The sequence below is a fragment of the Candidatus Omnitrophota bacterium genome (assembly GCA_040755155.1).
Classification (GTDB): Bacteria; Hinthialibacterota; Hinthialibacteria; order Hinthialibacterales; family Hinthialibacteraceae; genus JBFMBP01.
In genome coordinates, this window is the sequence record JBFMBP010000150.1 from 105458 (window position 1) to 119244 (window position 13787).

At 49.2% G+C, this 13787-nt stretch carries 16 protein-coding genes; 10 read left to right on the forward strand and 6 right to left on the reverse strand.

All coding sequences use genetic code 11. The features are described from left to right. The first annotated feature begins 74 nt into the window (after positions 1-74). The 4 genes from AB1656_23255 (at position 75) to AB1656_23270 (ending at position 2425) form a co-directional block, all read left to right on the forward strand. The gene (locus tag AB1656_23255) at positions 75-344 is read left to right on the forward strand and encodes a DUF4160 domain-containing protein (protein MEW6238313.1); all 270 of its coding nucleotides are present in this window, start codon (positions 75-77) and stop codon (positions 342-344) included. Between the two features lie 8 nt (positions 345-352). Beyond that, a complete protein-coding gene (locus tag AB1656_23260) occupies positions 353-607 on the forward strand; it encodes a DUF2442 domain-containing protein (GenBank protein MEW6238314.1) in 255 nt (84 codons plus the stop codon). 101 nt (positions 608-708) lie between these two features. Then, complete coding sequence (rph, locus tag AB1656_23265) at positions 709-1437, forward strand: ribonuclease PH (GenBank protein ID MEW6238315.1); 729 nt, start codon at positions 709-711, stop codon at positions 1435-1437. Between the two features lie 490 nt (positions 1438-1927). Next, entirely contained in the window at positions 1928-2425 is a 498-nt protein-coding gene (locus AB1656_23270; protein MEW6238316.1) for a hypothetical protein, read from the forward strand. Here AB1656_23270 and AB1656_23275 read toward each other — a convergent pair. After that, positions 2415-3377, reverse strand: a complete 963-nt coding sequence (locus AB1656_23275; GenBank protein MEW6238317.1) for a GNAT family N-acetyltransferase — start codon at positions 3375-3377, stop codon at positions 2415-2417. The two genes, AB1656_23270 and AB1656_23275, sit on opposite strands and share 11 nt — an antisense overlap. Beyond that, the gene (locus AB1656_23280; protein ID MEW6238318.1) at positions 3374-5011 is read right to left on the reverse strand and encodes a WecB/TagA/CpsF family glycosyltransferase; all 1638 of its coding nucleotides are present in this window, start codon (positions 5009-5011) and stop codon (positions 3374-3376) included. The genes AB1656_23275 and AB1656_23280 overlap by 4 nt, the downstream gene beginning before the upstream one ends. A gap of 264 nt (positions 5012-5275) precedes the next feature. On the opposite strand from AB1656_23280, the gene AB1656_23285 reads away from it, so the two are divergent. The 6 genes from AB1656_23285 (at position 5276) to AB1656_23310 (ending at position 11032) form a co-directional block, all read left to right on the forward strand. Further along, entirely contained in the window at positions 5276-5584 is a 309-nt protein-coding gene (locus tag AB1656_23285) for a DUF4258 domain-containing protein (protein ID MEW6238319.1), read from the forward strand. A gap of 2 nt (positions 5585-5586) precedes the next feature. Continuing rightward, complete coding sequence (locus AB1656_23290) at positions 5587-5820, forward strand: YgiT-type zinc finger protein (protein ID MEW6238320.1); 234 nt, start codon at positions 5587-5589, stop codon at positions 5818-5820. A gap of 134 nt (positions 5821-5954) precedes the next feature. Further along, positions 5955-6596, forward strand: a complete 642-nt coding sequence (locus tag AB1656_23295; GenBank protein MEW6238321.1) for a radical SAM protein — start codon at positions 5955-5957, stop codon at positions 6594-6596. Positions 6597-6845: 249 nt separating this feature from the next. Next, positions 6846-7565 carry a 7-cyano-7-deazaguanine synthase QueC gene (queC, locus tag AB1656_23300; GenBank protein MEW6238322.1) on the forward strand — a complete coding sequence of 240 codons (720 nt, stop codon included), beginning with the start codon at positions 6846-6848 and terminating at the stop codon, positions 7563-7565. Then, positions 7540-9345, forward strand: coding sequence for a DUF2961 domain-containing protein (locus AB1656_23305; protein MEW6238323.1), 1806 nt, complete (start codon positions 7540-7542; stop codon positions 9343-9345). The genes queC and AB1656_23305 overlap by 26 nt, the downstream gene beginning before the upstream one ends. A 1-nt stretch (position 9346) precedes the next feature. Next, positions 9347-11032, forward strand: coding sequence for a hypothetical protein (locus AB1656_23310; protein ID MEW6238324.1), 1686 nt, complete (start codon positions 9347-9349; stop codon positions 11030-11032). Positions 11033-11040: 8 nt separating this feature from the next. Here the strand turns inward: AB1656_23310 and AB1656_23315 are convergent, their stop codons facing one another. From AB1656_23315 to rpmE, 4 genes are all read right to left on the reverse strand, one after another. Continuing rightward, complete coding sequence (locus AB1656_23315; GenBank protein ID MEW6238325.1) at positions 11041-11415, reverse strand: STAS domain-containing protein; 375 nt, start codon at positions 11413-11415, stop codon at positions 11041-11043. A 231-nt stretch (positions 11416-11646) separates the two neighbouring features. Beyond that, the gene (locus AB1656_23320; GenBank protein MEW6238326.1) at positions 11647-12243 is read right to left on the reverse strand and encodes a superoxide dismutase; all 597 of its coding nucleotides are present in this window, start codon (positions 12241-12243) and stop codon (positions 11647-11649) included. A gap of 123 nt (positions 12244-12366) precedes the next feature. Then, on the reverse strand, positions 12367-13293 hold the full coding sequence (locus AB1656_23325) for a hypothetical protein (protein MEW6238327.1): 927 nt from the start codon (positions 13291-13293) through the stop codon (positions 12367-12369). A gap of 194 nt (positions 13294-13487) precedes the next feature. After that, complete coding sequence (gene rpmE / locus AB1656_23330; GenBank protein MEW6238328.1) at positions 13488-13688, reverse strand: 50S ribosomal protein L31; 201 nt, start codon at positions 13686-13688, stop codon at positions 13488-13490. Positions 13689-13787 lie beyond the last annotated feature (99 nt).

The following is a 13787-nucleotide window of genomic DNA, read 5'->3' on the forward strand; positions in this document are numbered from 1 at the left end:
AACTCTTGGATGCAGCCGACCTCGTTCCTCGGCGGCTGATTCAACCGTTGGGAAAACAAACGAAGGAGTCCATAGTGCCTACGATTTCGATGTTCTATGGGATTCTGATCTTGATGTATTTCTACGACAACAAGAAGCATAACGTCCCTCATTTTCACGCAGAGTATGGAGAATACGAAGCAACTATCGCCATTGAGGATGGTTCTGTTCTCGGCGGCAATCTGCCGCCAGCCAAGATGAAGTTGGTGCAGGCATGGATCGAAATACACCGGGACGACTTGATGGCGGACTGGAAGTTGGCAGTTTCGGGGGAGCCAGTGTTCAAAATTGATCCATTGCGATAGGAGGTTTTATGGACAAGATCGTCAAAGCCATCCCTCTTGAAGACTATCGGATTGAGATTCAGGCGAGTAGTGGTATTTCTGGCATCTTTGATGTCAAACCCTACTTAGGAGGAAGTGCATTCAAAGAGCTTTGGAATGAGTCGTATTTTCGCATGGTGCGCCCTGCACATCATGGAATTGCATGGCCGCATGAACAGGATTTCAGCGCGGACACCATTATCTGGGATATTCAAAACGCCCAACAGAGAAAAAAACAATTATGAATTAGTGGTTTTTCTCTCTGTCGGAACGCATAACCAAGTTTATTATGTTTTATCCTTGAAGAAATCTTGTCATGGAATGAATCCAATAAGGGAGAAGTGCGATGAAGGAAAGCGAATTGCGCCGTGTCGGCGGCCGTTCTATCAACGAGTTGCGAGCGATCGAATTTCAACGGAATTATTTGGATTTTGCCGAAGGTTCCTGCCTGGTGACGATCGGACGCACTCGCGTCGTCTGCGCCGCCTCCATCGATGACCGCGTGCCGCCGTTCCTGACCGGTTCGGGCCAGGGATGGGTGACGGCGGAATACAACATGCTCCCCAAATCCTCCAAGCAGCGGATCCCCCGCGATAAGGCAAGAAGCGGGAGGGCGCAGGAGATCCAACGCTTGATCGGACGTTCTCTGCGCTGCGTTACGCGTTTGGATAAATTGGGCGAGAGAACCATCTATATCGACTGCGACGTGATCCAGGCGGACGGCGGAACGCGGACGGCTTCGATAACGGGCGCCGCCGTGGCGCTTTACGACGCGATGAAATTCTTAATGAGTATCGGTCTTATTAAAGAATGGCCGTTGCGCGACCTGGTCGCCGCAATCAGCGTAGGTCTCGTAGATGGGAAAATTCTTCTCGATTTGGATTATAGCGAAGACAGAGCCGCCGATGTGGATTTCAACGTCGTTAAGACGGGATCGGGCGAGTTCGTGGAAATTCAAGGCGCGGCGGAAAATAAGACGTTCGATCAAAACCAACTCATTCTTATGCTGGAAGCCGCCGATGCGGGAATCAAACGGATCGTAACGGCGCAAAAACAAACTTTGGGAATTGAGTAAAATTCTATTGAATCAAATAGAAGACTATGTTACTATAATTTAGTAATTGTTTTTATTGCAAGATTGGTTCGTTAATTTCTAAAATAGAGGCGGTTATGATCCGAGGAATGAAATTAATTCTATCGACTCTTCCTTCTATTTTATCGCAAGGCGATACGCTGCCCTTCCATGCCTTTAAGAACGCAGGACCTCAACCAGAAATCTTTATCTACATATTGGGCGCGATAATACTTGCGATCTTGTTATTGCTGATTCTGGGCGTCATTATCTTTGTTTATTGGCGTAATCGAAGGAAAATGCGAGAGATGCCAGTGGCGGAGACGAAAATTCTGAATATCGAATCGTCCGAATCCGATGCATAATCTTGCGGATTCGGATGATGCTTGAAGCGGATTTTTTTTCTTTGATGGAATTGGAAAAAATGGAAAAATCGTATATAATAGAATAATAAAGTAATGCAAATTAGTTGTACTTCAACGAGGGGATTACAATGAATACTTGGATTGACGGTCTCTCCTCCAATTTCCCTTTAGTCGTTGCGCAAGATAGCGTCCTTCCCTTTCAAGCTTTTAAAAACGCAGGCGCCAGTCCGGAAATTCTCCTTCCGGTTTTAGGAGTAATGACGTCGATCATATTGATCGTCGTGATTGGCGTATATCGTTTCAAGCGCTGGAAAAAATATAAAACCTTCGAGTCGGAGATGAAAACGCTCGACCTCGATCCCGAGTCGGAAGGTACATTCGCCTATATGGTGAAGCGTTATTCAATGGAAGAACCGGTCAATATTCTGTACTCGCCGCGCATATTCGACGAAATGGCTTCCCTCGAAATTACCCGCGTTTTGGCGAGCAACGCCTCCCTTCAATCCAAATGCCGATTCATCGATCTGGTTTATAGCATCCGCACGAAAACTTATCATCCCGATTGGATTACTTCTCAAGAAGCAGTAAAAACCAGCGAAGCGGAATCTTTGGTCGTTAGCGGATAATATTCAACCAAGGATGCAGGAAACGCATCCGCCGATAAATCGCCATCCCTCCCCCGAATAGGCGCTTGAATTGCTCCACTCCGGGCAATCCGCCGCTGGCTCCGAAATTGAACAAGGCGCATCCTCTTTCGCAAGCGTCGCGGATGATTTCGCTTGTCAGAATTTTACTTCCCTGATCGTTCGAAAACCGGAGATCGCTGGCGCCAGCAAAATATTGAACCTCTCCTTTTCCATAGAAAATTACGTTCGCCGCCAGCGGCTCCCCGTTTTTTTCCGCCAGCCAAATTCGTATCCATTCGCCGGGATAATCCGTCAGCGCCTCGAAAAAGGCGTCCGGCAGCGTTTCTACTCCTTCCCACCGTTGACGCGCCTGGCGATACAAATCGCGCATGACGCGGACGGCGGATTCGTTGTTGGACCATCGGATGGCGACTCCGTTCTCCTGGGCGCGCCGGATAGCCGTCCGGGTGCGCGGTTGAAACCGTTCGCGCCATATTTCCTCGAAGCCGCAAGATAAATCCAACGTATGCGTGAACGATTCCCGCCAATCAATTGAAGATTCAGCGCCGGTTTGTTCTTCCAGCGAGGGCGGAAGGGCGATTTCGCAGACCGGTTCGCGCCAGGATAAGACGCTGGAAGCGGCGGCGCGCAGATGCTCGTCCGTCAATCCGCCGCCGATCAATCCGCCGTACGTTCCCCACGGCAGCGATTCCAATTTTCGCAAACAGAATTTTTTCGGCATGGAAATCAAAGGAAATATCGCTTCCTTGCTATCGGTAAATTTCAGCCAACGATGACAAGGCCGGGCGCCGGGAATGACTTTACATAATAAATCCGGCCATTGGGGAGTATGAAAGAAGGGGTGCATGGCTTGAGCGCTAAGAATGTTTTCCCAGATGGCGAGCGGGCGTTCGTCCGGTATGGCGGCGCATTCCTCAATCTTCAGAGTCATGGCGTTTTCCCGCCGCGAGAGAGCATTCCCGCAATTTCCCGGCTAGGCGTAACGGTGATCACGCGATAATCGCCGATGCGTTTGATTTCGGAGGAGACGCCCAGCAACTCGTGGATGGTGGGAATAATGCTCAACGTTACGCGATTTTTGCGGCATATTTCTACGATTTCCAATAAGCCGCTCATAGGGATGGCGTTATCGGCGATCAAGACCTCATCCACCTTGCGCGCGGGAAGCAAGCGTTGCAAATCGCGAATCTCTCCTATAATGGGCGCCTGGACGTTGGGATTTTCAGGCGATTCCGCCGTGGATAAAAATCCCAACGGAAGGTTCCCCCATTCGGGCCGTTGCGTCATCGCTTCCGCGATTTCGCAGGCGGATCGGTTGGTTCCTACGACGATGATCCGATCCAGATTGAATCCACTTTTATGAAGAAAAAATTCGAACCGCCGAAAAGCCTCTCTCCAAAGAAATAACGCCGAAAAATAGGACAATGCGAAGAATCCGAAAACGACGCGGGAAAAACCGCGAAAATTATAGGGCTTAAAAATATCTTTGAAAACGAACTGGAAGCCGATTAAAAGAAAAACCGTCATAAAAGAGACTTTAAGCAATCGCAAAGCCAGCGCGGCGGGCGCTGCATATTTATCTCGCCGATACAACCGGTTGATTCCCATCGAGAGAACTCCGAGGATGGAAACGAAAATCAACAAGTCGCTGTAGGCGGGCATGTCCAATAGCGCTCGTTCCGGGAAAGGATCGGCGGCGTTAGGGAAAATTCCGCTGCGAAAATAGAGCCAATAGGAGAAGAGAAAACACAGAGGACCCAGCGCGGCGTCCCCTAACGCCAACATGGCGGGCCGGATGCAGGAAGCGGCGCGCTTCTGCGTGCGGTAGGTAAATCGATCGGCGAGCAGGAAGAAAAAATAGGGGGCATGAGCCAGCAGCCGCTTGCCGATGTCCCTGGGCCGATGAAGAAAGCGATGCAATCCTTCCATTCCCAGCCGCTGCATCCATTGAGGAGCTCTTTTTTCGCGGCCTGTAATGAAATCGAAAGCGCCGCCTATGCCGATCATGACGGGAACGCCCAGTTCCTGTTTTCGTCTATCGATCCAAGTCTCCATGCGCGGACTTCTCATGGCGACGAAAAGAACGTCGGGGCGGGCTTGGCGCACGGCTTTTATGGCTTCCGCTTCGGCGGCGGGATCGGCGTCGAAGCCGAAAGGAGGGCTTAGAACTCCCGCCACGCGTAAGCTGGGAATCTCATTTTGCAATCGCTGGGCCGCTTCAGCGGCCACGCCCTCTTTCCCGCCCAAGAAATAGACGGAATAGCCTTCGCGGGCAGCAAGGCGGCAAATCGCGGGTATCAAATCCACGCCTGTGATCCGGTCTTTCAAGGGGGTTTTGTGCCAACGGGAAGCGAATACAATCTGCATACCGTCCGCCACCACCAAGTCGGCGGCGTTATAAACTCGATAGAATTCCGGATCGCGGCGCGCCCGCACCACCTGTTCGATGGCGGGCGTAACGATATGGTGAGGCTCACCGCTGAGAATCATAGCGTGGATGCGTTCGAGGGCTTCCTCCCACGACAGGTTATCGATTTGTACGCCGAGCAGTTCGATCCGGTCCATGATTCCGTTGCGATTAAGTCTTGGAGAACGTTTTTACCGCAAAAAGCCGTTAAGACATTCTAAGTAGGAGGAAAGCAGCGTCCAAGGAATAAGATTGGGTTTTGGCGAAAGAAATTTTCCTGCGGCTCAAACGGATCATTGTATAACGAACACGATTTTTTTTGAATATCATCTATAATCTTAATATAGATTGCCAAAAGATTAGGAAATACCGGAAGAAAGAAATTTTAGCGCCATCGATCTTTATTTTTACGAGGACGATAGTTGATATCTCTTTTCGATATACGCAATCAACTTGCTTCAGGGAGATTCGAGTTTAGCCGACACGCCTTTAAACGAGCGATCGAACGCAATATAAGCGATTTGGAAATTATGGAAGCGGGGGAAAATGCTATAATTATCGAAGAATATCCTGAAGATAAATATTCTCCCAGCCTATTATTGCTTGGATTTACGCAACGAAATCGGCCGCTTCACTTGCAGGTGACGAGTACGGACGAGACGCTCGTAAAAATCATCACTTTCTATGAGCCTGACGAGAATCATTGGGATAATTCCTTGCGGAGAAAGTAATCATGTTTCAGTGTCATATTTGCGGTTCGACGGAATATCGCGATGGGACGGCGCAAGAAATTCTCATGATTGAAGGACATCCGATTTTGGTTGAAAACATACCCGCGATAATTTGCGTTCGTTGCGGCGAGTCTATATTCAGCCGAGAAACAACGGAAAAAATTCGCCAAATGATTCATGGAAACGCACAACCCGTCAAATCGATGACCATGAATGTTTACGAGTATGTTCCGTAAATTCATCCGAGGATTTCCTGGCGTATTTTCCCTTCTCTTCTTACTAGAGAGTAAATCTTCGCCCGCATGTCAAGGGGATTATTCAAAGGCGGAAAAGACCTTGCTTTTGTCGCTCCCCATACGAAGAAAGAAATATGAGAATCTACGAAATTTATCGCAGTATTCAAGGCGAGTCGACTTATGCGGGACTTCCCTGCACGTTCATACGAACGGCGGGGTGTTCATTGCGCTGTACTTATTGCGATACGGAATACGCTCTGCCCCGTCAGTCGGGTTCGGATAGGAATCTGGACGACATTCTAGCTGAAGCGGAACGTTTGGGATTGGATTTGGTGGAGATCACCGGAGGCGAACCGCTGGAACAGAAAGAGACGCCGGAATTATGCGCCAGGCTGATCGAAAAAGGGGCTAAGGTTTTAATTGAAACCGGCGGCGCTTATCGAATCGACGCGCTGCCAGCGGAAGCGGTAAAAATCCTGGATATCAAAACACCCGGCAGCGGCATGGCGCAACGCAACGATTGGGAAAATCTATTGCGCCTCTCGCCTCAAGACGAAATCAAGTTCGTATTAACCAACCGCGATGATTTCGCTTGGGCGGCGAAGGTTTGCTCAGAACGCGGATTGTACGGCGCATTTACGATCTTATTTTCTCCGGCGTTCGATCTCTTGCCGCCGGACCAACTGGCGGCGTGGATTCTCGCAGAAAAAATCCCCGTCCGCCTTCACCTGCAACAACACAAATATATATGGGGAAAGGACGCTCGCGGCGTTTGAACGTTTGTCTTCGAATATAGCCTTTAGCGGCGAAACCGCTATGATAGACGCGATGACGAATCTAGTAAGGAACGATCGGTACAATGCCATTCACCTATGAATTAGTCGCTTTAAAATCCCTCTCCCAAGATTGGGAGAGGTTAGGTGAGGGTTGATTGACTGTACTTAAAATCCCTCACCCTAATCCTCTCCCAGAGGGCGAGGGATTTTTTTGTTACTTTTTAATAGGATTTGAAATAAGATGAAATTATGACGAAGGAAACGGTTTTACCGCCTCGCGCCGTCGTTTTGTTGAGCGGCGGATTGGACTCGGCGACAGCGCTAGCTATCGCCATAGACGAGGGATTCGAATGTATCGCGCTCAGTTTCGATTATGGGCAGCGGCATGAGATCGAATTGCAGTCGGCCCGGCGCGTCGCCGCCGCCTTGGGAGCAAGCGAACACCGGATCGTAAAGTTCGATCTGCGCCAATTCGGGCGATCGGCGCTCACGGATAATATCGACGTTCCCAAAAACCGCCCGCTGGAGAAGATGTGCAGCGAAATACCCGTCACCTATGTTCCGGCGCGTAATACTATCTTTTTGTCTTTTGCGCTGGCGCTGGCAGAAGTTTCCGATTGCCGGGATATCTTCATCGGAGTGAACGCTTTGGATTACAGCGGTTACCCTGATTGCCGCCCTTCGTTTATAGAAAAGTTCCAGGAGATGGCGAAAGCGGGAACCAAGGCGGGCGCGGAAGGCGGTTCTTTTTATATACATACGCCATTGATCTCCATGACCAAAGCGGAAATCATCCAGCGCGGCGTTGCATTGGGCGTGGATTATTCGCTGACGTTGAGTTGTTACGATCCGGACGATCGGGGACGGCATTGCGGGGCGTGCGATAGTTGTTTACTGCGAAGAAAAGGATTCCAGGAAGCCAATGTTCAAGATCCAACCAATTATGTTACTCTCGAAATCCGCCCTTAGATCGATGGGAAAAGGGAAATTTTTTGCTATTCTCTTTTTCGCCGCCATCTCTTGCGGCCCTCCTCCTCCCCCCCAATCCTCCGTTTCCTCGGCGCCTTCGAATACTCCTACGCCCAAGATCGCCGCATCGAAGCAATACGATACCGCTTATTTTTTGAAACGCATGGGCGATTTACGCGAGTTCGCCCGTCCTCATCCTAATGAAAAAATGATTCTGCGTTCCAGCCATAACTCGCAAAACGGCCCCGATGACGCCGATGTTTTTCTGGGCGCGTATAAATTGGATGGCGACGGCGTGGAATGGAAAGCGCTCCTGGACGAAAAAGGTCCGGGATGCATCACCCGCTTATGGCTGCCGAGCCATGTGAAAGGACGCTTGCGCATCTATTTCGACAACGAAGCCAAACCGAGCATCGAAGCGCCGATTTCGGATTTCTTTGCGGGCAAATATAAAGAGCATTTCAAAAAAATGCTGGTCTTCGATCCGGAAGTTACTCCGTACGGCTATATTTCGTATTTTCCCCTGCCTTTCGAAAAACAATGCGCGATTTTTACGGACAGCCAAGATTCCAATTTTCGTTATCAAATCAACGTTCTCAAGTTGGACAGTAGTGTAAAAACGGTTACTTTTACGAACGAACTCGATTCATCCGCCCGGAATGCTTTAGCCAATCTCGACAAATTCATGGAGCAATTCGCTTTCAGCCATTTCGCTGGCAAGCCCCTCAGTGAAATGCCATCCCTAAAGATTCCTCCAAAGAATAGAAAGATGCTCATTAATTTACCGGGACCGGCGGCCTTGGATTATTTTCTTCTGCATTTGTCTCCCTTTACGGATGAGATGCTGCGGGGACTGCAAATGAAAGTTTATTGGGACGATATTTTGGAGCCTGCCATCGAATGCAGCCTTTACGATTTCTTTTGTCATGGCGGTCTGAATCTGGATGGATGGAATTCTCTCTTCTTGGGCATTTTCAAAAGCGAGGGCAAATGCTTCTGCCAGTTTTATATGCCATTCAAACAAAAGGCGCAGTTTTTTTTAGAGAATAATACGGAGCAGGAAGCTACCGTCTCGTTTTCCTATCATATCGATCCCGAAAAGACGCCGGACGACCCTCTTTATCTTTTCGTTCGCACCCATCGCCGCGATTTGATAATGGGATATTTGTATCCCTTTCTTGAAGTCGAAGGCGTTGGCAACTTCGTCGGCATGAACATCCAAGCGCTTTCGTCGCCCACCGATCCTCCCTACTTTTATTTGGAGGGCGACGAGTATTTCTACGTAGATGGAGAAAACGAACCCGCCTGGAGCGGAACAGGCCTGGACAATTATTTCAACAGCAGCCAGCACTTCGCAAACGTCAACTACTTCTTTACGCCCACGCACGGATGCCTCTCCAAGCAATTTGCAGAGAAACAAAGCTCAACGAACTGCTTTCGCTTCCATCTGCTCGACTATATTCCTTTCCAGACTTCCTTGATGCTGGTGGAGGAAGTGGGATGTCCTTTTCAATATTCCAATGTCGCGACGATCGATATGGTGAATTACGAATGGACCTGCTATTGGTACGGCAAGCAGGCGGCGGCGAAAGTGCCGCGGAATGAAGAGCTATTTTATTTTTCCGTCAACGAGACGCCGGAGGGTAGTCCAACGCCCGATTCTCCCATTATGGTAAATAGACAAGTTCGGCTGAGACTGCCGAGAGGCAAATGGTGGGTGCATTTCGCCCCCATATACAATCTATCCGACGTGCAGCATCAGGAAGTCGAATCCAAATGATATGGAGCCGCTGACGCCCCCCGAATCAGACCGCTTCAGGCCAGTGCCGGATTCCTTGAAAAAGGCTATAGGAGTTTTGTTCTTTCTTGGCATGATCCTGGGCGGATTGTCCTTATGGAGCCGATATTTCATTTTTACGGACGGCGCCATTTACGCCGCCGCAGGCAAGAATCTGGCCGATGGAAAAGGATTAACTTATTGCGGCGGGACGCATCTTTTCTATCCTCCAGGCTATCCATTGGCGATCTCTCTTTACTATCTGGCGCTGCGCGATGCGGAATTGGCGGGGCATCTGGTTTCCTATACCGCTTATCTCGCGTCGATCGCATTGACAGCTGCCCTGGCCTGGCGAATTCGTCCCTCTCCTGTTTACGTTTGCCTGGCGGCGGCGATGGCGGTTTTTCATCCGCAACTCGTTCTTCACGCCAGTTCCGTTCTCAGCGAATCGTTATTTGTCTGCGCCATATTGGCTAGTTCCCTGTGCTGTTGGATATTAGCCGAGCGTAGAAACGCCTCTTGGGGTTTATGGGCTTTGTGGGGAGGATGGCTTGGATACGCTTATTTGATCCGCGCCGACGGCCTTCTTTATGCGCCATTGCAGGGCATATTTATTTTCGTTCGGCAACGAAACGCATGGCGGAACCTTCCAGGGAGATTTCTGTTGGCGGCGGCGGTTCTTCTTTTCGTCATGGGACCGTATTTATTGTTGATGCGGCAGGAAAAGGGGCAATGGATGCTCTCCGTGAAAACCTCGATCCTTTTGGAATATTCGCTGGGAGCGATGAAAGGAACCGGCGGTTTGGAGGAGACAAAACGCACTTCCACTCTTTCCGAGGACGGCAAGACGTTCGCCATCGACCGATCCCAGGAAACGTTTTCATCCTTTCTTTTCGGCCATCCGGGAGAAGCGGTTCGACGAGTTGGGCATTGGACGAAGTATTTACTCAAACAAAATGGCATCGCCTTCGGCTGGATGGATATTCCCCTTTTGTTGATTCTCTGGGTGGGATTGGGGCGGAGTATCGCCAGTTATAAATCGTTGTTTGTTGTATTACATCTGGTTCCGATTTTCTTGTTTTTATTGCTTTATATCGATGCGCGTTTTTTGTTGGCGTTCCTTCCTTTTATCGGATTCGGCGCCGCCCGCGCCCTGGAGCAGGTTTGGATTTGGGGACATTCGGCGTGGAACGAAAAAAGATCGCGTCTTTTACTGATATGCGCCATGGCGTTGGTTTTTCTTGCCGGCGCAGCTCTAGGACCGCCGTATGGCCAACGAGTTTTCGCCAAGATAAATAAGGTTTTTTCGCCCCAAAGCAGCCTGCCTCTCGAACATAAACAAATGGGACTTTGGATGAAAGAGAACCTTTCCATTACCCCGGCGACGAAAATCTCCCATCGCAATCCCTGGATCAGTTTTTATGCGGAGGGGTGCCATAAGCGGACGCCATATCTCTCCACGCCCGATGAGTTGATTCGAAAATGCCGCGAGTTGGATATCGAATATCTGGTGGTGGACGAAAGGATGACTAAGGCGTTCATGCCCCAGTACGCCCCTTTGCTCAACGCCGGGGAAAAACGGGAAGGGCTTGAACTATTGCATGTTCTGGAGGGAACGCGCCCCAAAATCGCTCTCTATCGCGTTTTGAATACGGCGGAAGAATCGGCGGGACGGCATTCTGCGAAATGAAGATGCCTTTATTTTGCCTTATTCAAGGCTTCCCATTCGAATTGCCGGATGGCGTCATCGACGGTTTCATGAAGATCGACGACTTTATTGAGCCGGATCACTTCAAAAGCATGAGCAACCTGCCCCGTCACGCCGGCGCATTTCAAATTCCCTCCCAATTCCTTTACCTCGCGAAAGGTGCTGATCACCAGACCAATGAAATAAGAGTCGATCATGGTGCAGGCGCTTAAATCGAATACGAGGTTATAAAGACGATTGAGAAAAGCTACCGTAAGAACTTGCCGCATTCGATCGAGGATTTCTTCGGTCAATTCGCTTTCATCGATATGAATAACAAGGCAATTGTTTTTCTGCTCGTGCCAGATAGCCATAATGGTAACCAAAAATAAAAGTTTCTCTCCTTTACTAAAATCTTGAAATAAGATTCTATCATGAAAATGCGAAGTAAACAAATTGAGATTTAACAAAATTGAATTATTTTTGAAATCCACAATTTATATATTCCTACTGGAATACGATAAAATAAAAAATATTCTCATCAAAGGCCAAGGCCCAGACTCCTTTTTTGAATTCCGGGCCTTGGCTCGATATATCCAGCCGATGCCTTGTAACGATTATTTCTTGGCGGCGGCATAACGTTTCGCCGCATCGCTCCAATTGATTACCTGGAAAAACGCATCCGTATAGGCGGGACGCTTATTCTGGTATTTCAGGTAATAAGCATGTTCCCAAACATCGAGAACCAGCAAGGGAACGACTCCCCATTGCGTAAGGTTTTGATGTTTTTCTGCTTGCAGAATGACCAGGTTATCCGATTGCGGCTGGTAAGCCAAAATGCCCCAGCCGGATCCTTCCACGGCGTTGGCGGCAGCTTTGAATTGCGCGGCGAAGGATTCGTAACTTCCGAAGGATTTGTCGATTGCGGCGGCCAGTTCTCCAGAAGGTTTTCCTCCGCCTTTGGGACTCATATTCTCCCAAAAGATGGAATGCAGAAAATGTCCCGATCCATGAAACGCCAATTCGCGGCTCCAATGCTTCACGGCGGCGAAATCGCCGTTTTTTCGCGCTTCTTCCAATTTGTTTTCCGCTGTATTAAGACCATTCACGTACGCTTGATGATGGATGTCATGATGCAGCTTCATGGTTTGTTCGTCGATATGCGGTTCTAAAGCGTTGTATTCGTAAGGCAAGGGTGGTAAAACGTGCGGCATTCTTCTTCTCCTTTTTTTATGGACTATCGTATTTATATATATTATAAATAATAAAGTTTATAAATCAAAATAGAAAAGGGAATTTTTTAAAAAAAATTGTTATTTCTGGATGAGCGTATGGAATTACTTCGATTCGAACAACGCCATGAAGAGGAGGGGAAGCATGATCTCGTGATGACCGGTGAAGGATAAGCCGGTCCCGCCGCCGATCATGGGCCTCAAGACGACGTTTTGATTGGGCCGGTAATGTTGGATCATATCGAAATTGGCGGCGGTGAAGTTATGGATGGGACCGGTCAGATTGCGAGCGGTCGTGAGAGCTTTGAGAAAGACTTCAGGAAGAATAACATTAGACCCCACATTCATGATTACGCCGCCGTCGCCGATTTGCGCTACGATCTCGCATAAGCGACGAAAATCCAAAAGGCTGGTTTTACCTAACGCTTCGCCGGACGCTTCCGGGTGATGGTGAATGACGTCGGTTCCGATGGCGATATGAACAGTAAGAGGCGCGGAAAGGCGATGCGCGGCGGCGAGCAGGCTTAAGTCTTTGTAAGCAAAATCCGATTCGGCGATGCGCTCGCCGATGGTTTCGCCAAGCCCGCGCCCGGCGGCGGCCGCTTCGCCGATCCATCGATTGAGGATGACGCCAGTCTCCTCGGTCATACCGAAACTCCCATCTACTAATGCTTCGGCTACATCTTCGGAAGTGCTGCCCGCCAGCGCTAATTCGAAATCGTGAATCACTCCCGCGCCGTTCATGGCGATAGCGGTGACGAAATCCTTTTCCAGGGCGCGGACGATCCACCGGTTCAGCCCGACCTTGATGGAATGAGCGCCCATCATGAGCAGAATGGGTTTATTTCGTTTTTTCGCTTCCACGATGGCTTGAACGAGGATTTTCAAATCGCGGGCTTTGAGATAATCCGGCAGAGCATTCCAAAAATCAAGAAAATAGGCAGGCGTAGGGGGAGGGGATGGGATCGTTCGGGCTTTGACCAAACTTTTCCGCGAAAAGATAGAATAGCGCTTGAGTTTGGAAAAATCCATGCCCCAATCTCCCACAAAGACAATTTGCGGCTAACCGATTCCTGCTTATCGACAACTTTCCAATGGATAAACAGCAAACGGCGGGTAAACAATTGCGTTTACCCGCGCGATTCATCTGGTTATTCCATCGTCGTAAATTAATGCGCGAAATAAATCCATCCGCCGATGCGAATGGCTGGGATACGGCGGCGATATTATTTCAGTTTATATTTCCGTTTAAAGCGTTCGACGCGCCCCGCCGTATCGATGAATTTTTGTTTCCCCGTAAAGAACGGATGGCAGGCGGAGCAGATTTCAACCTTGATTGTTTCCACGGTGGAACCGGTTTGAAATGTGTTTCCGCAGGCGCAGCTGACGGTAGCTAGGTAATAATTGGGATGGATGCCTTTTTTCATCGGTAGATACCAAATCCTCTGTGCAAATGTTCGATAAGAACGTTAAGACCGATTCATCCAAATAAATGAAAGGAAAAGGTCTTTTCTCTTAAATCTCAA

Coding starts and splice junctions, on each gene's coding strand:
- queC (MEW6238322.1), top strand. CDS start 6,846: ATGACGAAGGAAACGGTTTTACCGCCTCGCGCCGTCGTTTTGTTGAGC.
- AB1656_23290 (MEW6238320.1), top strand. CDS start 5,587: ATGTTTCAGTGTCATATTTGCGGTTCGACGGAATATCGCGATGGGACG.
- rph (MEW6238315.1), top strand. CDS start 709: ATGAAGGAAAGCGAATTGCGCCGTGTCGGCGGCCGTTCTATCAACGAG.
- AB1656_23295 (MEW6238321.1), top strand. CDS start 5,955: ATGAGAATCTACGAAATTTATCGCAGTATTCAAGGCGAGTCGACTTAT.
- AB1656_23305 (MEW6238323.1), top strand. CDS start 7,540: ATGTTACTCTCGAAATCCGCCCTTAGATCGATGGGAAAAGGGAAATTT.
- AB1656_23280 (MEW6238318.1), bottom strand. CDS start 5,011: ATGGACCGGATCGAACTGCTCGGCGTACAAATCGATAACCTGTCGTGG.
- AB1656_23275 (MEW6238317.1), bottom strand. CDS start 3,377: ATGACTCTGAAGATTGAGGAATGCGCCGCCATACCGGACGAACGCCCG.
- AB1656_23325 (MEW6238327.1), bottom strand. CDS start 13,293: ATGGATTTTTCCAAACTCAAGCGCTATTCTATCTTTTCGCGGAAAAGT.
- AB1656_23320 (MEW6238326.1), bottom strand. CDS start 12,243: ATGCCGCACGTTTTACCACCCTTGCCTTACGAATACAACGCTTTAGAA.
- AB1656_23270 (MEW6238316.1), top strand. CDS start 1,928: ATGAATACTTGGATTGACGGTCTCTCCTCCAATTTCCCTTTAGTCGTT.
- rpmE (MEW6238328.1), bottom strand. CDS start 13,688: ATGAAAAAAGGCATCCATCCCAATTATTACCTAGCTACCGTCAGCTGC.
- AB1656_23310 (MEW6238324.1), top strand. CDS start 9,347: ATGGAGCCGCTGACGCCCCCCGAATCAGACCGCTTCAGGCCAGTGCCG.
- AB1656_23260 (MEW6238314.1), top strand. CDS start 353: ATGGACAAGATCGTCAAAGCCATCCCTCTTGAAGACTATCGGATTGAG.